General features: G+C 62.2%; 15 protein-coding genes. 7 read left to right on the top strand and 8 right to left on the bottom strand.

All coding sequences use genetic code 11. The features are described from left to right. Positions 1 to 54 precede the first annotated feature (54 nt). Entirely contained in the window at positions 55 to 762 is a 708-nt protein-coding gene (locus ACQZ2L_RS12215; RefSeq protein ID WP_430326242.1) for an MlaA family lipoprotein, read from the bottom strand. A 190-nt stretch (positions 763 to 952) separates the two neighbouring features. On the opposite strand from ACQZ2L_RS12215, the gene ACQZ2L_RS12210 reads away from it, so the two are divergent. Both ACQZ2L_RS12210 and ACQZ2L_RS12205 read left to right on the top strand, forming a co-directional pair. Beyond that, positions 953 to 1,510, top strand: a complete 558-nt coding sequence (locus ACQZ2L_RS12210; RefSeq protein ID WP_430326241.1) for a phosphonoacetaldehyde phosphonohydrolase-related protein — start codon at positions 953 to 955, stop codon at positions 1,508 to 1,510. A 122-nt stretch (positions 1,511 to 1,632) separates the two neighbouring features. Beyond that, positions 1,633 to 1,896, top strand: coding sequence for a DUF4404 family protein (locus ACQZ2L_RS12205; RefSeq protein ID WP_101321164.1), 264 nt, complete (start codon positions 1,633 to 1,635; stop codon positions 1,894 to 1,896). A 306-nt stretch (positions 1,897 to 2,202) separates the two neighbouring features. Here ACQZ2L_RS12205 and queF read toward each other — a convergent pair whose 3' ends face one another. Further along, entirely contained in the window at positions 2,203 to 3,033 is an 831-nt protein-coding gene (gene queF, locus ACQZ2L_RS12200) for an NADPH-dependent 7-cyano-7-deazaguanine reductase QueF (RefSeq protein ID WP_430326240.1), read from the bottom strand. A 65-nt stretch (positions 3,034 to 3,098) separates the two neighbouring features. Beyond that, the gene (locus ACQZ2L_RS12195) at positions 3,099 to 3,590 is read right to left on the bottom strand and encodes a cupredoxin domain-containing protein (RefSeq protein ID WP_430326239.1); all 492 of its coding nucleotides are present in this window, start codon (positions 3,588 to 3,590) and stop codon (positions 3,099 to 3,101) included. Positions 3,591 to 3,741: 151 nt separating this feature from the next. Here ACQZ2L_RS12195 and ACQZ2L_RS12190 point away from each other — a divergent pair, with 151 nt between their 5' ends. Next, complete coding sequence (locus tag ACQZ2L_RS12190; protein WP_103438017.1) at positions 3,742 to 4,422, top strand: heavy metal response regulator transcription factor; 681 nt, start codon at positions 3,742 to 3,744, stop codon at positions 4,420 to 4,422. Then, positions 4,419 to 5,822 (top strand): heavy metal sensor histidine kinase, encoded by a 1,404-nt coding sequence (locus ACQZ2L_RS12185; RefSeq protein ID WP_430326457.1) that lies wholly within the window; start codon positions 4,419 to 4,421, stop codon positions 5,820 to 5,822. The genes ACQZ2L_RS12190 and ACQZ2L_RS12185 overlap by 4 nt, the downstream gene beginning before the upstream one ends. Here ACQZ2L_RS12185 and ACQZ2L_RS12180 read toward each other — a convergent pair. From ACQZ2L_RS12180 to ACQZ2L_RS12170, 3 genes are all read right to left on the bottom strand, one after another. After that, positions 5,800 to 7,044 carry a lipoprotein-releasing ABC transporter permease subunit gene (locus ACQZ2L_RS12180; RefSeq protein ID WP_430326238.1) on the bottom strand — a complete coding sequence of 415 codons (1,245 nt, stop codon included), beginning with the start codon at positions 7,042 to 7,044 and terminating at the stop codon, positions 5,800 to 5,802. The two genes, ACQZ2L_RS12185 and ACQZ2L_RS12180, sit on opposite strands and share 23 nt — an antisense overlap. Before the next feature lie 61 nt (positions 7,045 to 7,105). Then, positions 7,106 to 7,789 (bottom strand): lipoprotein-releasing ABC transporter ATP-binding protein LolD, encoded by a 684-nt coding sequence (gene lolD, locus ACQZ2L_RS12175; RefSeq protein WP_430326237.1) that lies wholly within the window; start codon positions 7,787 to 7,789, stop codon positions 7,106 to 7,108. 7 nt (positions 7,790 to 7,796) lie between these two features. Then, positions 7,797 to 9,047 (bottom strand): lipoprotein-releasing ABC transporter permease subunit, encoded by a 1,251-nt coding sequence (locus ACQZ2L_RS12170; RefSeq protein WP_430326236.1) that lies wholly within the window; start codon positions 9,045 to 9,047, stop codon positions 7,797 to 7,799. A gap of 93 nt (positions 9,048 to 9,140) precedes the next feature. On the opposite strand from ACQZ2L_RS12170, the gene ACQZ2L_RS12165 reads away from it, so the two are divergent. After that, on the top strand, positions 9,141 to 9,725 hold the full coding sequence (locus ACQZ2L_RS12165) for a PilZ domain-containing protein (protein ID WP_430326235.1): 585 nt from the start codon (positions 9,141 to 9,143) through the stop codon (positions 9,723 to 9,725). Positions 9,726 to 9,756: 31 nt separating this feature from the next. Further along, positions 9,757 to 10,473, top strand: coding sequence for a glycerophosphodiester phosphodiesterase (locus tag ACQZ2L_RS12160; RefSeq protein ID WP_430326234.1), 717 nt, complete (start codon positions 9,757 to 9,759; stop codon positions 10,471 to 10,473). 48 nt (positions 10,474 to 10,521) lie between these two features. On the opposite strand, the gene sthA is transcribed toward ACQZ2L_RS12160, so the two are convergent. Beyond that, positions 10,522 to 11,916 (bottom strand): Si-specific NAD(P)(+) transhydrogenase, encoded by a 1,395-nt coding sequence (gene sthA / locus ACQZ2L_RS12155; RefSeq protein ID WP_101321180.1) that lies wholly within the window; start codon positions 11,914 to 11,916, stop codon positions 10,522 to 10,524. 340 nt (positions 11,917 to 12,256) lie between these two features. Then, the gene (locus ACQZ2L_RS12150) at positions 12,257 to 13,720 is read right to left on the bottom strand and encodes a glyceraldehyde-3-phosphate dehydrogenase (RefSeq protein ID WP_430326233.1); all 1,464 of its coding nucleotides are present in this window, start codon (positions 13,718 to 13,720) and stop codon (positions 12,257 to 12,259) included. 168 nt (positions 13,721 to 13,888) lie between these two features. On the opposite strand from ACQZ2L_RS12150, the gene mfd reads away from it, so the two are divergent. Next, complete coding sequence (gene mfd, locus ACQZ2L_RS12145; protein WP_430326232.1) at positions 13,889 to 17,338, top strand: transcription-repair coupling factor; 3,450 nt, start codon at positions 13,889 to 13,891, stop codon at positions 17,336 to 17,338. Positions 17,339 to 17,341: the final 3 nt, after the last annotated feature.

The raw sequence follows: 17,341 nt of genomic DNA, 5'->3' as shown, positions 1-17,341 counted from the left end.
AGGCCGGTTGCGGGCCCAGCTTTGGGGCCGCTTTGCAGCCCCAGCTACCCAGACTTAGAAGTCGTCTTCGACTTCGCCATCCTTGACCTTGAACTCGCGGTTCTGCAGGTAGGCGTTGCGGATGAACACGTACTTGTCGCCACTGATCAGCTTTTCGGCCGAAAGCAGGCTGGCACGGGTGTCGACCAGGTCCACCGCAAGCGTGGTGTTGCGGGTCGGTACATGATCGATGTAGCGGTACGGCTTGGTGTAACTGTCCGGGTACTTGGCCAGGCCGTCACGCACGGTGCTCGGGCCCAGCAGCGGAATGACCACGTAGGGGCCACTGGCGACGCCCCAGTAACCGAGGGTTTGACCGAAGTCTTCGTCGTTGCGCTGCAGGCCCATGCGGGTCCCCACATCGAACAGGCCGCCGATGCCGAAGGTGGTGTTGACGATCAAGCGGGCGGTGTCGACGCCAGCAGCGTGGGGCTTGAGCTGCAGGATGTTGTTGGCCAGGTTGGTGACATCGCCGATGTTGCGGAAGACGTTATGAATGCCGTCTTCGACGAACTGCGGGGTGATCGCCTGGTAGCCCTGGGCCAACGGCTTGAATGCATAGGTGTCGATCGTATCGTTGAACCGGAAGATCGGCCGATTGACCGCCTCCCAGGGATCTTCTTCGGTAGCTGCCTGCGTAGCAGCCACGGGCGCCAGCAACAGACTGGCGCAGACACAGGCCTGGGTGATTCGCTCGATCACACTGGCGCCGATCCTATGCATAGATGTTTCTCCATCAAGATTCACGGTCGCAGATGCGCGTTGGCTCTGCTGAGTTTGGGCGACAGTATAAAGCGTCGACGGCTGATAAACAGCTGCGCTGAGTATTGCTCAATATTTTGTCAGTAACTGTTGCGGCGTCATCTACGTGTAACAGTCGCTACTTAGTCTGACTATTTTCAGGGAAGTTGCCATGCACGACGCACCCGCCTTCACTGCTGTGCTTTTCGGGCTGCGTGGCTGCCTGGTGGAAACCGCCAACGGCTTGTCTGCGCCAGCGCCCGGCGCACTGGCCATGCTGGCTGAGCTGCGTAGCCAGCAGGTGCCCTGCATCTGGCTGGAAGAGCCTGGCATTGACGGCTCATTGACCAAGATGCTGCCGAGCTGGTTGCCGGGACACTCAAGCCCTTCCCTGCCCTGGCCGGCACCGAATGCCTGTTGGCAGGCGCTAATGCAGCTCAGCAGCGCCAAGGTCGACGGCAGCGTGCTGGTCAGCGGTGACCCACGCTTGCTCGAATCTGCACTCAATGCCGGTTTGTGGACCATTGGTCTGGCGGCATGTAGCCCCTGCTGCGAGGCCTCATCGAACCGATGGCAGGCGATGACCGCCCAAGACCAGCAAGCCAATCGCGGCAAGGCCACCCTTGAGCTGTTCAGGCTCGGCGCACATTCGGTGATCGATCATCTGGAGGCGCTGCAGCCGTGCCTGGCGGACATCGCCCAACGCCGCCGCAAAGGTGAAAAACCCTGATACAGGCGGTTTGACGCGGATCATGCAAAGCCGTGGCGAGTGGATTACGCTTGAGGCATGCGCGAACCTTTGCCCAATGGCCGAGGTCCATGCTTTGCCAAGTCACAGAGGGAGAACACCTGATGCCTGCCCGCGAATTGCAAGAGCAGCTCGATAGCCTGCGCGATCAACTGGATCGCAACCCGCCGCTCACGCTGGAAGAGCGCGACAACCTGCACAGCCTGATGCAACAGATCGAGGCGCAGATCAAACTGGAAGAAGCCACCCAGGACACCAATCTGGTCGACGGCGTCAACCTCGCCGTCGAGCGCTTCGAGGTAGCCCACCCCGACCTCACCGCCACGCTGCGCAACATCGCCAACAGCCTGCACAGCATGGGCATCTGAATCAGGCGGGGCTTGTGAGGGCATTCAATTGCCCTACAAGCCCACTCTTACTGCCATCCCTTTCAAGGTCTCTGCATTTTTCTGAATTTTGTGCTGACTTGAGCCTGCTGGGGCCGCTGCGCAGCCCTTTCGCGACACGAGGCCGCTCCTACAGGACGGAGTACGCCATGATTTTCGCTCTATACGCGAAAAAACTCCGCACGACACCGCCCTGTAGGAGCGGCCTCGTGTCGCGAAAGGGCCGCGCAGCGGCCCCAGCTGGCTCAATTCGAGAACTAATTCCGAAGACCTTTAAAGGGATGACTCTTACTGCCGAACCAGGCGCAGGTTCTGCGGGCTAATCGCCCCGGTGCTGCGGTACGGGTTGATATCCAGCCCACCGCGACGCACATACCGTGCGTATACCGTCAGGTGCTCAGGCTGCAGCAAACGCTTGAGGTCCAGATAGATCCGCTCGACGCACTGCTCATGAAAGTCAGCGTGCTGGCGGAAGCTCACCAGATACGTCAGCAGGCTGGCATGATCCAGCGCCAGGCCCTTGTATTTGACCACTACCGTGCCCCAGTCAGGCTGGCCGGTCACCGGGCAATTGGACTTGAGCAGGTGGCTGTGCACCGTCTCTTCCACCACCTGGCTTGAATCGCACTGCAACAGTTGCGGCTGCGGTTGCTCGTAGTTGCTGATCGCGACATCGAGCTCGTCGATGCACACCCCTGGCAATGCCACTACACCTTCACCCTGCACTTCGGCCAGGCTGCGCACGCGCACCGTCACCTGGGCGCCAGCGGCAGCAGACAGGTCTTTTTCAAGGCAAGCCTGCAACTCAGCGCTGCTGGCAAAGGCGGTCTGGTTGAGCGAGTTGAGGTACAGCTTGAACGACTTCGACTCGATGATATTCGGTGACTGCGCCGGGATGGCGAACTCGCCGATGGCCACCACCGGCTTGCCCGACGGCAACAGCCAGGACAGCTCGAAGCAGTTCCAGTAGTCGACGCCCTGCCACGGCAGCGCGTCGCCACTGACGCCAAGCTCGGCCCACTTGGCCAGGCGGGGGATCGGGAACAGCAGCGACGGGGTGTAGGTTGCAATGTATTCGCTGGATTTACCCAGCGGAGAGTCTTCGGCGGCGGGATGCATGGTCTGGACCTGGAAAAAACGATGCGCCCAGTTTACCGGTTTTGCAGCCCGCCTTGGGCCCGAACTCACTCTATGGTCAGCGGCCCGACCATCCCGGCCTGATAATGCCCCGGCACGTTGCAGGCAAACTCGATCGGCGCAGCGCTGCGGAAGGTCCAGGTCAACTCGCCGCGCTGGCCGGGCTGCAGCAGCACGGTGTTGCCGCTGTCATGGCCGTGCTCACTATGGCCCATCTGGCTGTGATCCATGTTCCCGGTGAACAGCTTGCCCTGCATCGCCACCATCTGTTTCTGATGCTCGGCGTGCATGGCCTTGTCGCCCAGGTTGAACTCGTGGGGCAACTGACCCTGGTTGATCAGCACGAAACGCACAGTCTCGCCGGCCTTGACCTGCAAACTGCTGGGCTCGAAGGCAATGTCCTTGAGCACCACCTCAACCGTGCGGGTGGCCTTTGCTGCCGGCGCTGGCTCACCGAAAGCGAAGCTGGTGTGCTCGGCGTCAGCCCAGCCCGACGTGCTGAACAGCGCGAAGGCAGCGGCGATGAACAGGTGTTTCATATCTACTCCGGTAATGACGGCAATGTCGTGCCACTCTGCGCTGGCACAGCTGGCAACTGGCTGACCGCAAGATTACAACTTTGTCAGCTTGGCTTGAGAGCGGGTGCGTCACGTATCATCTCCACTACTCCGTGACCGATGCAAAAAACTGATGAAACTGCTGATCGTCGAAGACCAGGTCAAGACTGGCCAATACCTGCAGCAAGGCCTCACCGAGGCGGGCTTTGCCTGTGAGCTCAGCGCCGACGGCGAAACCGGCTTGCACCTAGCATTGACCGGCGATCATGCACTGCTGATCCTTGACGTGATGCTGCCAGGCCGCAGTGGTTGGGAGATTCTGCAGGCGGTACGCCAGGCCGGGCTCGCCACCCCAGTACTGTTCCTCACCGCCCGCGACGCCGTAGAGGACCGCGTGCATGGCCTGGAACTGGGGGCAGACGACTACCTAGTCAAGCCGTTTGCCTTCTCCGAGCTGCTGGCCCGCGTGCGCAGTTTGCTGCGCCGCGGCGCCGCCGGCGTGCAGGACACCACCCTGGCCCTGGCCGACCTGCGCCTGGACTTGATCCGCCGCCGCGCCGAGCGTGCCGGCCAACGCGTCGACCTCACCGCCAAGGAGTTCGCCCTGCTGGAATTGCTATTGCGCCGCCAGGGTGAAGTACTGCCCAAGTCGTTGATTGCTTCGCAGGTGTGGGACATGAACTTCGACAGTGACACCAACGTCATCGAAGTGGCCATCCGCAGGCTGCGGCTGAAGATCGACGACGGTCACGCCAGCAAGCTGATCCATACGGTGCGTGGCATGGGTTATGTACTTGAAGAGCGCCAGGACTGATGCGCCGGATATCCCTCGGCAGCCGCCTTGCCCTGCTGTTTGCTGCCTGTACCGCGGCGGTTTCGCTTGGCGCCGGCGTGCTCTTCACTCAAGCCAGCGAGCAGCACTTCATCGAGTTGGATGAGCAGTTGCTCGATACTCGCCTGACGCAGTTACGCGAGCAGCTTACCGGCCTCCAGACAAGGCAGCAGGTAGTCGACAGGCTCCCCGAGCTACGGAGCCAATTCAACCTCCAGACCGATGTCGCACTGCGCATCAGCAGCGGCACGGGCGAAGCCTGGTTCGAAAGCCGGCCAGGTTTGCCCGATGCCAGCCAGTCTGCACAGCTGAAGACACTGCAGGCCGGCGGCGTCGACTATCGCGGCCTGTCTGCGCCATTGATCAAGCATGATCCACAGTCCCCGCAACTGACCGTGTTGCTCGACATCACCCATCACCAGCACTTCTTGCAGAGCATGCAGCGTTTGATCTGGCTGACCGTGGGCCTGTCTGCACTGGCCACGGCAGTGCTCGGCGCCTGGGCGGTACGCCGAGGCTTGCGCCCGTTACGCCAGATCGGCGCGGTGGCGGCGAGCGTCAACGCCCGCTCGCTGACCACGCGCCTGCCGGTAGCGCAGATGCCCGAAGAGCTGGCTCAGTTGGCAGAAAGCATGAATGCCATGCTGCAGCGGCTGGACGATGCGTTTCAACGGCTGTCGGCGTTCTCCGCGGACATCGCCCATGAGCTGCGCACGCCGTTGTCGAACCTGCTGACCCACACTCAGGTGACCCTGACCCGCCCACGCAGCCTGGACGAATACCGCGAGGCCTTGCATGGCAACCTTGAGGAGCTGCAATGGATGGCGCAGCTGGTCAACGACATGCTTTACCTGGCCAAGGCTGAGCACGGCCTGCTGGTGCCTGAACAGCAGGTGCTGGACCTTGCCTCGGAGGTGGATGCACTGCTGGAGTATTACGCGCCGCTGGCAGAGGACGCTGGAGTGACCCTACTGCGCGAGGGTGAGCTGGTGATCGAGGGCGATCGGCAGATGTTGCGGCGGGCGTTTTCCAATTTGCTGGAGAATGCGCTGCGGTTTGCTGGAGCAGGTGGCGTGGTGAAGGTGGTTCTACAAGCTGGTGGGCAAGTTACGGTCGCCAATACCGGTGCGGCGATTGAAGCAGCTGTTGCGCAGCGCTTGTTTGATCGATTCTATCGCGGGGATTCGGCGCGGGCCGAAGGAGGTGCGGAGCACGCCGGGCTGGGCCTGGCAATTACCCGTTCGATCGTCCTCGCCCATGGTGGCGGGATTCAGGTGGAGTGCGAAGCAGGATGGACGCGGTTTTTGATTGATTTCGGCAAGGGGCCGCACAGCGACCCCAAAGATACCAGCGCCGCCCTTATTCGTAACGCAACGCCATAGCCGGCTCGATCTGCGAAGCGCGGTAAGCCGGGTACACAGTCGCCAGGAAGCTCATCACCAAGCCCGCCGTACAGATCATCAGCACATCCCCCCACTGTAGTTGCGAAGGCAGGCTGCTGATGAAATACACATCAGAGGTAAAGATGTGCTGGCCGCTGACCCGCTCCAGCCAGCCAACGATCTGACTCACGTTGATCGCCGCAATGACCCCCAGCACCCCACCAATCAGCGTACCGACCACACCGATCAAGCTGCCCTGAACCATGAACGTGCCCATGATCTGCATCGGCGTGGCGCCAATGGTGCGCAGGATGGCGATATCCGCGCCTTTGTCGTTCACCACCATCACCAGGGTGGCGATGATATTGAACGCTGCCACCGCGATGATCATCAGCAGCAGCAAGCCGATCATGGTCTTTTCCATTTTCATGGCGCTGAACAGGCTACCCTGGGTGTGCGACCAGTCATCGGCGTGATAGGCATCGCCCAACTGCCCTGCGATGGCCTTGGACACCTGCGGCGCCGCGTACAGGTCCTGCAATTTGAGGCGCACGCCCTGCACGCTGCCCGGCGCCCAGCGCTGCATCTCGGCGGCGTCGGCCACATTGATGTAGGCCTGCGAGCCATCCAGCTCGGCACCCACCTTGAATATACCGACCACGGTCAGGCGCTGCATGCGCGGCGTAATGCCGCCCGGGGCCTTGCTGATTTCCGGCACGATCAAGGTCAGCTTGTCACCGGTGTTGAGGCGGAAGCGCCGCGCCGTCAGCTCGCCGATCACCACCCCGTATTCACCCGGGACAAGATCCTGCAAAGCGCCCTGGACGATATGCTGGCCCACGATCGACACCTTGCCCTCTTCGGCCGGCTCGATGCCGCTGACCTGAATCGGCTGCATCGCACCTTTGTACGAGAGCATGCCTTCCATCTCGGTCACCGGCGCCGCGGCGACCACTGCCGGATTCTTAAGCGCCGCGTCTGCCACACTGCGCCAGTCGCTCAGCGGCTGCACGCCAAGGATGCTCGCATGCGGCACCAGGCCAAGAATGCGTGAGCTCATTTCGCGCTGGAAGCCGTTCATCACCGACAGCACCACGATCATGGCCAGCACGCCCAGGGACAAGCCGATCATCGAGGTCATCGAGATGAACGAGATGAAGTGATTGCGGCGCTTGGCACGGGTGTAGCGAGCACCGATGAACAAGGGCAAGGGTCTGAACATGTACGAGAACACCCAATGAACAAAAGTTGCGGGGTGGATCATTCCACCCCGGGCAATCGACTCAGATCGCCACCAGGTGGCCATCTTCGAGCTTGAGCACGCGATCCATCTGACGTGCCAGGCTCAGGTCGTGGGTCACCACCAGGAATGCAGTGCGCGATGAGCTGGACAGCTCTCGCATCAGCTCCTGAATACCCTGCGCAGTGTGATGGTCGAGGTTGCCGGTCGGCTCATCGAGCATCACCAGCCCCGGCCGATTGACCAGGGCGCGGGCGATCGCCACACGCTGACGCTCACCGCCAGACAACTCGGCTGGTTTGTGGCTCAGGCGATGGCCAAGGCCAACTCGCTTGAGCAAGGCCTCGGCACGCTCGCGCGCTTCCGGGATCGGCGTGCGCCCGATCAACAGCGGCATGCACACGTTCTCCAGCGCCGTGAACTCGGCCAGCAGGTGGTGAAACTGGTACACAAAGCCCAGCGCACGGTTGCGCAGCAGGCCACGGGCGCGTTCGCCCAGTGCCGACAACTCTTCACCCGCCAGCCACACGCTGCCCTGGCTCGGCGTGTCGAGGCCGCCCAGCAGGTTGAGCAAGGTACTCTTGCCGGAACCGGAGCTACCGACAATCGCCACCCGCTCACCCGGCAGCAGTTCAAGCTGCAAATTGGCCAGCACCTGCACCGACTCCGGGCCCTCGTCGTAGGACTTGCCCAGGTTGCGGCAACTCAGAACGGCTTTATCACTCATGCGCGACTCACTCATAACGTAGCGCCTCTGCAGGCTGGGTGCGCGCCGCACGCCAGGCCGGATACAGGGTGGCGAGGAAACTCAGGATCAATGCCGCGCCGCAGACCATCCACACGTCCTGGGCGATGATCTGCGAAGGCAGATAGTCGATGAAGTACACATCGGCGTTGAGGAACTTGTGCCCGATCAGCTTCTCGATGCCGGCAATCGCGGCGCTGACATTGAGTGCTGCGAGAATGCCGACCACCGCACCAATCAAGGTGCCGACCACGCCAATGACCGTACCCTGGACCATGAAGATGGCCATGATCTGCCCAGGCGTAGCACCCAGGGTGCGCAGAATGGCGATGTCGCCGCGCTTGTCGTTGACCACCATCACCAGGGTAGAAATGATGTTGAACGCCGCCACCGCCACGATCAGCAGCAGGAGCAGGCCAATCATCGCCTTCTCCATGCGGATGGCCTGATACAGGTTGCCGTGGGTGCGAGTCCAGTCACGCGAGTAGAACTCCTGCTCGCCCAGCTGCTGGGCGATGGTCCAGGCCACGCGCGGGGCTTCGAACAGGTCGTCGAATTTCAGCCGCAGGCCCTGCACCTGATCCGCTTTCCAGCGGTGCAGGCGCGACAGGTCGGCGATGTTGGTCAAGCCCAGGAAGCCGTCGATCTCGCCCGCACCGACATGGAAGGTGCCGACCACGGTGAAGCGCTTCATGCGCGGGAACATGCCCGCCGGCGTGACGCTGACCTCTGGTGCCACGAAGGTCAGCTTGTCGCCGACCTTGACGCCCAGTTTGGCCGCGGCCTTGTCGCCGATCATGATGCCCCACTCACCGGGCGCCAGCTTGTCGATGCTGCCTTCGCGGATGAAGTTGTCGATGATCGACACCTCCCGCTCACGCGCAGGATCAATGCCGTTGAGCAGCACTTTGCTGACCTTGCCATCGAAGGTCAGCAAGCCCTGCATCTGGGTGAATGGCGCGACCGCCACGACTTGCGGATTCTGCTTTACTTGTTGAGCAAGGGCAGGCCAATCATTGATCGGCTGGCCGCTCTCAAGCGTGGCGTGAGGGATCATGCCAAGCACGCGGGTACGCATCTCGTGGTCGAAGCCATTCATCACCGAGAGCACCACGATCATCACCACCACGCCCAGGGCGAGGCCGATCATCGAGGTCAGGGAAATGAACGAGACGAAATGGTTGCGGCGCTTGGCACGGGTGTAGCGAGTACCAATAAATGCGAAAAGAGGTCTGAACATGTCGGGGCTTGTTCGGATGAAAGGGAACGTCCTTGTGGCGAGGCGCCTACGGCGGCTTTACACTCGGACCACCGCCGTAACCTTGGGTTCGCCATGACGACAATAGACGATGAAGATCGCCGCGAATACTACCGCATCGAAGACAGGATCGCACTGGAAATCACCCCGCTGAGCGCGGCTGAGGCCCTGGAGCCAGAACTGTTGCAGGATGATTCGCCACTGTTCAACCTGCTCAGCGAACTGCATCTGTCCGACTTCGAATCGCAACATCTGCTGCGTCAGCTTAGCGACAAGGACCGCACCCTGGCGGCATTCTTGCGCGCCCAGAACAAACGCCTCGACCTGCTCAGCGCAGTGGTCGCCCACAGCCTGCTCGGCGAGATCGGCGCACCGCATCGGGTGATCCTGTCCGAGGGCGGCATCGAGTTCAGCCAGGCCAGCGCGATCGCCGCCGGCACCCGAGTCAAAGTCAAGATGGTGTTGATGCCCCGCGCCCACGGCTTGCTGCTGCGCGGTCGGGTTACCCACTGCGACGCCCGCCCCGGCGGCGACTATGAAGTCGGCACCGAATTCACCGACATGACCGACGCCCAGCGCCAGCTGCTGGCGCGGTATATCCTGCAGCGCCAGCAACAGCAACGTCGGCAGGCACTGGAACAGAACGATCCCGCCTCCTGAGCTCCGCTCTTATTGATTTGAAGGAACGAACGTGACCCTGATCTACGGCCATCGCGGCGCCAAGGGCGAAGCACCTGAAAACACCCTGACCAGCTTCCGTCAGTGCCTGGAGCACGGCGTCAATCGCTGTGAACTGGACCTGCACCTGTCGGCCGACAACCAGCTGATGGTGATCCACGACCCGACACTCAAGCGCACCACTGGCCGCCGCGGCAAGGTGGTCGAACACAGCGCCGCTGACCTGACCACCTATGACGCCCGTGCCGGCGGCCCGGGGCATGTGCAGCCCTGCCCTATCCCACGGCTTGAAGAGCTGTTCGAGAAATGCGCATTCGAGCACTGGCAGCTTGAAGTCAAAAGCGCTTCGCGCACCCGCGCCGCCAGCACCGTGCTGGCCATCCGCGAGCTGGCGCAGCAATACGGTCTGCTAGACAAGGTCACCATCACCTCAAGCTCGCGTGAAGTGCTCAGCGCTGCGGTTGAGCTGGTGCCGGATGTAGCGCGTGGGCTGGTGGCGGAATACGCATGGCTCGACCCACTGAAGGTCGCGCAGAACTACAACTGCCAGATGCTCGCCTTGAACTGGACGCTGTGCACCCCCGAGCGCCTGATCAAGGCTCAGCGTCAGGGCTTGCACGTGTCGGTGTGGACGGTCAACGAGCCGGCACTGATGCGCCGACTCGCCGACTTTGGCGCTGACAGCCTGATTACAGACTTTCCCGGTTTGGCCAAGACCACCCTTGGGTAGGATTGAAACCGAGCTCCCCGACCGGCTCAGGCCACCGGTCGGAGCCGCTCAAAAAAGCCGGTTGAGGCCGTCGTAAGCCGCTACACGATAGGCTTCGGCCATGGTCGGGTAGTTGAAGGTGGTGTTGACGAAGTACTTCAAGGTATTGCGCTCACCCGGCTGATCCATGATCGCCTGGCCGATGTGCACGATCTCCGAAGCCTGGTAGCCGAAGCAATGCACGCCAAGGATCTGCAAGGTCTCGCGGTGGAACAGGATCTTCAGCATGCCTTGCGGCTCACCGGCGATCTGCGCACGCGCCATACTCTTGAAAAACGCCTTGCCAACTTCGTACGGCACCTTGGCCTGGGTCAGCTCTTGCTCGTTCTTGCCGATCGAGCTGATCTCGGGAATGGTGTAGATCCCGGTCGGCACGTCGTTGACGAAGCGCCAGCTGCCATTGTCGACAATGCTGCCCGCTGCCGAGCGCCCCTGGTCGTGGGCGGCACTGGCCAGGCTCGGCCAGCCGATCACGTCACCGGCGCCATAAATGTTCGGCACCGTGCTGCGGTAGGCTTCGTCGACTTCGATCTGGCCACGGCTGTTGACCTTGATACCGATGTTTTCCAGGCCCAGCTTGTCGGTGTTGCCGGTACGGCCATTGCACCAGAGCAAGGCGTCGGCCTTGATCTTCTTGCCCGACTTCAAATGCAGGATCACACCGTTGTCGAGGCCTTCGACCCGCTCGTAGTCTTCGTTATGACGCACGGTGATGTTGTTGTTGCTGAAGTGGTAGCTCAGTGCCTGGGAGATTTCCGAATCGAGGAAGCTCAGCAGCTGACCACGGTTGTCGACCAGTTCGACCAGTACGCCCAGGCCACTGAAGATCGACGCGTACTCGCAGCCGATCACGCCAGCGCCGTAGACGATCAGTTTGCGCGGGGTGTGGCTAAGGCTGAGAATGGTGTCGCTGTCGTACACACGTGGGTGGTTGAAGTCGATATCAGCCGGGCGGTACGGGCGCGAACCGGTGGCAATGATGATGTGCTTGGCCACCAGCTTTTCGACCACGCCATTGGCGCAGACTACTTCGACCGTTTGCTCGTCGGCAAAGCTGCCGGTGCCAACAAACACGTCAACGCGGTTACGGGCGTAGTAGCCAGTGCGCGAAGCGACCTGCTTGGAGATCACTTTCTCGGCGCTCTTGAGCACGTCCGGGAACGAGAACCAGCGCGGCTCACCGATGGCACGGAACATCGGGTTGGTGTTGAACTGCATGATCTGCCGCACCGAGTGACGCAGTGCCTTGGACGGGATGGTGCCCAGGTGGGTGCAGTTGCCGCCAACCTGGCGACGGCTATCGACCATCGCCACCTTGCGCCCTGCTTTGGCGGCGTTCATTGCCGCACCTTCTCCGGCCGGGCCGGAACCCAGCACCACTACGTCGTAGTTGTAGACAGCCATGCGTACTCCTTCAAAACTGGCCCGCCGGCCGGTTGGCCGCGGGGCGCGATCATGTCGCCGCGGCGCCATGGAAAAATTCGGGTGCAGTCTAATCAAGCGGCAACGCCGCGCACATTAACCCTTGGTCGCGTCGTAGGCGAATTTTGCCTTCACTACATATCGTGGCAAGCACCCCTGCGTGAGGCAGCCAAATGCCCATCAGTTAAACAATGGGGCCGCTTTGCGGCCCTTCGCGGGCAAGCCCGCTCCCACAGATATAGGCGTAATCCTGTGGGAGCGGGCTTGCCCGCGAAGGGCTGCAAGGCAGCCCCAAAATCAGCAATACAACGCTATCGGCAGATCAGCGTGGGAAGGCTGGCGGGTTGACCCCGGCCATATCTTCCATCACGCGCACTACCTGGCAGCTGTAACCGAATTCGTTGTCGTACCAGACGTACAGGACAACACGGTTTTCGTTGCAGATGGTCGCTTCAGCATCAACCACACCGGCGTGGCGCGAGCCAACGAAGTCGGTCGAAACCACTTCCTGCGAGTTGACGTAGTCGATCTGCTTGTGCAGCTCGGAGTGCATGGCAACCTGGCGCAGGTACTCGTTGATCTCTTCGCGGCTGGTGCCGTTTTCGAGGTTCAGGTTGAGGATGGCCATGGACACGTTCGGCGTCGGTACGCGGATCGCGTTGCCGGTCAGCTTGCCCTTGAGCACAGGCAGCGCCTTGGCAGCGGCGGTGGCAGCACCGGTTTCGGTGATGACCATGTTCAGCGGCGCGGCGCGGCCACGACGGCTGCCCTTGTGGAAGTTGTCGATCAGGTTCTGGTCGTTGGTGAACGAGTGAACGGTTTCGACGTGGCCGTTGATGATGCCGAACTTGTCGTTGACTGCCTTGAGCACCGGCACGATGGCGTTGGTGGTGCAGGAAGCCGCGGAGATGATCTTGTCATCAGCGCTGATTTCACCGTGGTTGATGCCGTGCACGATGTTCTTCAGCGCGCCTTTGCCAGGTGCGGTGAGGATCACACGGGCAGCGCCCGGGCAGGCCAGGTGCTGGCCGAGGCCGTCGGCGTCACGCCATACACCGGTGTTGTCGACGATCAGCGCATCTTTGATGCCGTATTGGGTGTAGTCGACTTCGCTCGGGCTCTTGGCGTAGATAACCTGGATCAGGTTGCCGTTGGCGGTGATGGTGTTGTTGGCTTCGTCGATGGTGATGGTGCCATCGAACGGGCCATGCACCGAGTCACGACGCAGCAGGCTGGCGCGCTTGACCAGGTCGTTTTCAGCACCCTTGCGGACAACGATGGCGCGCAGACGCAGGCCGTCGCCACCACCGGTTTTTTCGATCAGGATGCGTGCCAGCAGACGGCCGATACGACCGAAGCCGTACAGCACGACGTCAGTGCCCTTGCGCGCCGAAACGTTTTGCTGACCAACCACGTCGGCCAGTTCTTCGCGGACGAACTGCTCGGCGCTGCGGCCATTGCCTTCAAGCTTGAACTTGTTGGCCAGCTTGCCCAGGTCGACCGAAGCGGCGCCCAGTTTCAGCTCGCTCATCGCCTTGAGCAGAGGGAACGTCTCGTGGACAGACAGTTCGGTCTCGTCGGTCTGACGGTGACGCGCAAAGCGGTGCGCCTTGAGGATCGAGATCACCGAACGGTTGATCAGGCTACGGCCATAGATCGAGCTCACCACATTGTTGTTGCGGTAGAGCTGACCGATAAGCGGGATCATGGCTTCAGCCAAAGCTTCACGATCAATCCACTCACCAAGACACTGGTCGGGCTTCTGAGTCACGGGAACCTTCCACATGTAGGGGTAGAAAAAAGGGGCTACATTATGACGCCCCACGGCGTATCGAGCAATGAGCGCCTGTCGTTAACGCTGCACACCGCTGCTTGAGCCCTCGCGAGCCTGACAGCTGGCACCGGCGTCGGTACAATCGACCTCTTTGCCGCAACGCTTGGAGTGCATTCTCCCGTGTCAGTTCTGCGCTTACCGCAATTGTCGGCCCAGGCCGGCAAACAAACCTGGGGCAACCTGCCCGGTGCCGCCCTCAGCCTGGCCATCGCCGAGGCCGCCAGTGGCGCCCGGCGCTTTACCCTGCTGCTGACCGCCGACAGCCAGGCCGCCGACCGTCTCGAGCAGGAGCTGCGCTTCTTTGCCCCGGACCTGCCGGTGCTGCCGTTCCCCGACTGGGAAACCCTGCCGTACGATCTGTTCTCGCCGCACCAGGACATCATCTCGCAGCGTATCGCCAGCCTGTACCGGCTGCCGGAACTGGACCACGGCATTCTCGTGGTGCCGATCACCACCGCCCTGCACCGCCTGGCGCCAACGCGCTTTCTGCTCGGCAGCAGCCTGGTCCTCGACGTCGGCCAGACCATCGATGTCGAGCAGATGCGCAGCCGCCTCGAAGCCAGCGGCTATCGCTGTGTCGACACGGTCTACGAGCATGGCGAATTTGCCGTGCGCGGCGCACTGATCGACCTGTTCCCGATGGGCAGCAAACTGCCGTTTCGGATCGACCTGTTCGACAACGAAATCGAGACCCTGCGCACTTTCGATCCAGAGACCCAGCGCTCGATCGACAAGGTTGAATCGGTACGCCTGCTGCCGGCACGCGAATTCCCGATGCAGAAGGAAGAAGTCACCCGCTTCAAGGCGCGTTTCCGCGAGCGCTTCGACGTGGATTTTCGCCGCAGTGCGATCTTCCAGGACCTCGCCAGCGGGATCATCCCGGCCGGTATCGAGTACTACCTGCCACTGTTCTTCGAAGAAACCGCGACGCTGTTCGACTATCTGCCGACTGACACCCAGGTGTTCTCGATGCCCGGCGTCGAGCAGGCTGCCGAGCATTTCTGGAACGACGTGCGCGGGCGCTATGAAGACCGCCGCGGCGACCTGACCCGGCCACTGCTGCCCCCAGCTGAACTCTTCATGCCAGTGGAAGACTGCTTCGCCCGCCTCAAGCAGTGGCCGCGCGTCGTAGTCAGCAGTGACGACCTCGAACCCGGCGCTGGCCGGCAAAGCTTCCCGGCGCGCGAGCTGCCCAACCTGGCCATCGAAGCCAAGGCCAATCAACCGCTGGCGGCGCTGTCGGCGTTTCTTGACCAGTTCCCGGGTCGAGTGCTGTTCACTGCAGAATCTGCCGGCCGCCGCGAAGTGCTGCTGGAGATGCTCGAACGGCTCAAGCTGCGCCCGCAGACCGTCGACGGCTGGACCGACTTCATCACCGGCAAAGAGCGCCTGGCGATCACCATTGCGCCGCTCGACTACGGCCTGCTGCTGGACGACCCGGCACTGGCATTGATCGCTGAAAGCCCGCTGTTCGGCCAGCGCGTGATGCAGCGCCGACGCCGCGAAAAGCGCGGTGAGGCGGCCAACGACGCGGTGATCAAAAACCTCACCGAGCTGCGTGAAGGCGCACCGGTGGTGCATATCGATCACGGCGTTGGCCGCTATCTGGGCCTGGCCACGCTGGAAATCGACGGTCAGGCCGCCGAATTCCTCACCCTCGAATACGCCGAGAACGCAAAACTGTATGTGCCGGTGGCCAACCTGCACCTTATCGCCCGCTACACCGGCAGCGATGACGCCCTGGCGCCGCTGCACCGGCTCGGCTCGGAAACCTGGCAGAAGGCCAAGCGCAAGGCTGCCGAGCAGGTCCGCGACGTGGCCGCCGAACTGCTCGACATCTATGCCCGTCGCGCCGCGCGCAAGGGCTACGCCTTTGCCGACCCTGCGGCCGACTACGCCACCTTCAGCGCCGGCTTCCCATTCGAGGAAACCCCCGATCAGCAGAACGCCATCGACGCGGTGCGCGAAGACATGCTCGCGGCCAAGCCGATGGACCGTCTGGTCTGCGGCGACGTTGGCTTCGGCAAGACCGAAGTGGCCATGCGCGCGGCGTTCATTGCCGTGCACAGCGGCCGCCAGGTGGCCGTGCTGGTACCGACCACCCTGCTCGCCCAGCAGCACTACAACAGCTTCCGCGACCGCTTTGCCGACTGGCCGGTAACCGTCGAGGTGATGAGCCGCTTCAAGTCGGCCAAGGACATCGCCGCTGCCGCCGCCAATCTGGCCGAGGGCAAGATCGACATCCTGATCGGCACGCACAAGCTGCTGCAGGATGACGTGCGTTTCAAAGACCTTGGCCTGGTGGTGATCGACGAAGAGCACCGCTTTGGCGTGAGGCAAAAAGAGCAGCTCAAGGCCCTGCGCAGCGAAGTCGACATCCTCACCCTGACCGCCACGCCGATCCCGCGCACCCTGAACATGGCCGTGGCCGGCATGCGCGACCTGTCGATCATCGCCACCCCGCCAGCGCGCCGGCTGTCGGTGCGCACCTTCGTCATGGAGCAGAACAACAGCACGGTCAAGGAAGCCCTGCTGCGCGAACTGCTGCGTGGCGGCCAGGTGTATTACCTGCATAACGACGTCAAGACCATCGAGAAGTGCGCCGCCGACCTCGCCGAACTGGTACCCGAAGCGCGCATCGGCATCGGCCACGGGCAGATGCGCGAACGCGAGCTGGAACAGGTCATGAGCGACTTCTACCACAAGCGCTTCAACGTGCTGATCGCCTCGACCATCATCGAAACCGGTATCGACGTGCCCAGCGCCAACACCATCGTCATCGAGCGCGCCGACAAGTTCGGCCTGGCCCAGCTGCACCAGCTGCGCGGCCGGGTTGGCCGTAGCCACCACCAGGCCTATGCCTACCTGCTCACCCCTGCCCGGCAGAAGGTCAGCAGCGACGCTGAAAAACGCCTGGAGGCGATTGCCAACACCCAGGACCTCGGCGCCGGCTTCGTGCTGGCCACCAACGACCTGGAAATCCGCGGCGCCGGCGAGCTGCTTGGTGATGGCCAGAGCGGCCAGATCCAGGCGGTCGGTTTTACCCTGTACATGGAAATGCTCGAACGCGCGGTCAAGGCGATCCGCAAGGGCAATCAGCCAAACCTGGAACAACCACTGGGCGGCGGCCCGGAAATCAACCTGCGCCTGCCGGCGTTGATCCCGGAAGACTACCTGCCCGATGTGCATGCACGGCTGATCCTGTACAAGCGCATCGCTTCGGCGACCGACGAAGAAGGTCTCAAGGACCTGCAGGTGGAGATGATCGACCGTTTCGGCCTGTTGCCGGAGCCGACCAAGAACCTGATCCGCATCACCCTGCTCAAGCTGCAGGCAGAAAAACTCGGCATCAAGAAAGTCGACGGCGGCCCCAACGGCGGCAAGATCGAATTCGAAGCCGAGACGCCAGTCGACCCGCTGACCCTGATCAAGCTGATCCAGGGCCAGCCGAAACGCTACAAGTTCGAAGGCGCGACCCAGTTCCGCTTCCTGGTGCCGATGGAACGCCCGGATGAACGCTTCAATACCGTGGAGGCGCTGTTCGAGCGCCTCACCCCACAGCCTGCCTGAAGG

This window comes from Pseudomonas shirazensis, from assembly GCF_050496565.1.
GTDB classification, from domain to species: domain Bacteria; phylum Pseudomonadota; class Gammaproteobacteria; order Pseudomonadales; family Pseudomonadaceae; genus Aquipseudomonas; species Aquipseudomonas shirazensis_A.
The sequence above is the reverse complement of the archived record's forward strand: the minus strand, read 5'-3'. Positions and strand labels throughout refer to the sequence as shown.

What these genes read in the sequence shown, in the direction of transcription:
- ACQZ2L_RS12215 (WP_430326242.1), bottom strand. Translation starts at nt 762, where the DNA reads ATGCATAGGATCGGCGCCAGTGTGATCGAGCGAATCACCCAGGCCTGT.
- ACQZ2L_RS12210 (WP_430326241.1), top strand. Translation starts at nt 953, where the DNA reads ATGCACGACGCACCCGCCTTCACTGCTGTGCTTTTCGGGCTGCGTGGC.
- ACQZ2L_RS12205 (WP_101321164.1), top strand. Translation starts at nt 1,633, where the DNA reads ATGCCTGCCCGCGAATTGCAAGAGCAGCTCGATAGCCTGCGCGATCAA.
- queF (WP_430326240.1), bottom strand. Translation starts at nt 3,033, where the DNA reads ATGCATCCCGCCGCCGAAGACTCTCCGCTGGGTAAATCCAGCGAATAC.
- ACQZ2L_RS12195 (WP_430326239.1), bottom strand. Translation starts at nt 3,590, where the DNA reads ATGAAACACCTGTTCATCGCCGCTGCCTTCGCGCTGTTCAGCACGTCG.
- ACQZ2L_RS12190 (WP_103438017.1), top strand. Translation starts at nt 3,742, where the DNA reads ATGAAACTGCTGATCGTCGAAGACCAGGTCAAGACTGGCCAATACCTG.
- ACQZ2L_RS12180 (WP_430326238.1), bottom strand. Translation starts at nt 7,044, where the DNA reads ATGTTCAGACCCTTGCCCTTGTTCATCGGTGCTCGCTACACCCGTGCC.
- lolD (WP_430326237.1), bottom strand. Translation starts at nt 7,789, where the DNA reads ATGAGTGATAAAGCCGTTCTGAGTTGCCGCAACCTGGGCAAGTCCTAC.
- ACQZ2L_RS12170 (WP_430326236.1), bottom strand. Translation starts at nt 9,047, where the DNA reads ATGTTCAGACCTCTTTTCGCATTTATTGGTACTCGCTACACCCGTGCC.
- ACQZ2L_RS12165 (WP_430326235.1), top strand. Translation starts at nt 9,141, where the DNA reads ATGACGACAATAGACGATGAAGATCGCCGCGAATACTACCGCATCGAA.
- sthA (WP_101321180.1), bottom strand. Translation starts at nt 11,916, where the DNA reads ATGGCTGTCTACAACTACGACGTAGTGGTGCTGGGTTCCGGCCCGGCC.
- ACQZ2L_RS12150 (WP_430326233.1), bottom strand. Translation starts at nt 13,720, where the DNA reads ATGTGGAAGGTTCCCGTGACTCAGAAGCCCGACCAGTGTCTTGGTGAG.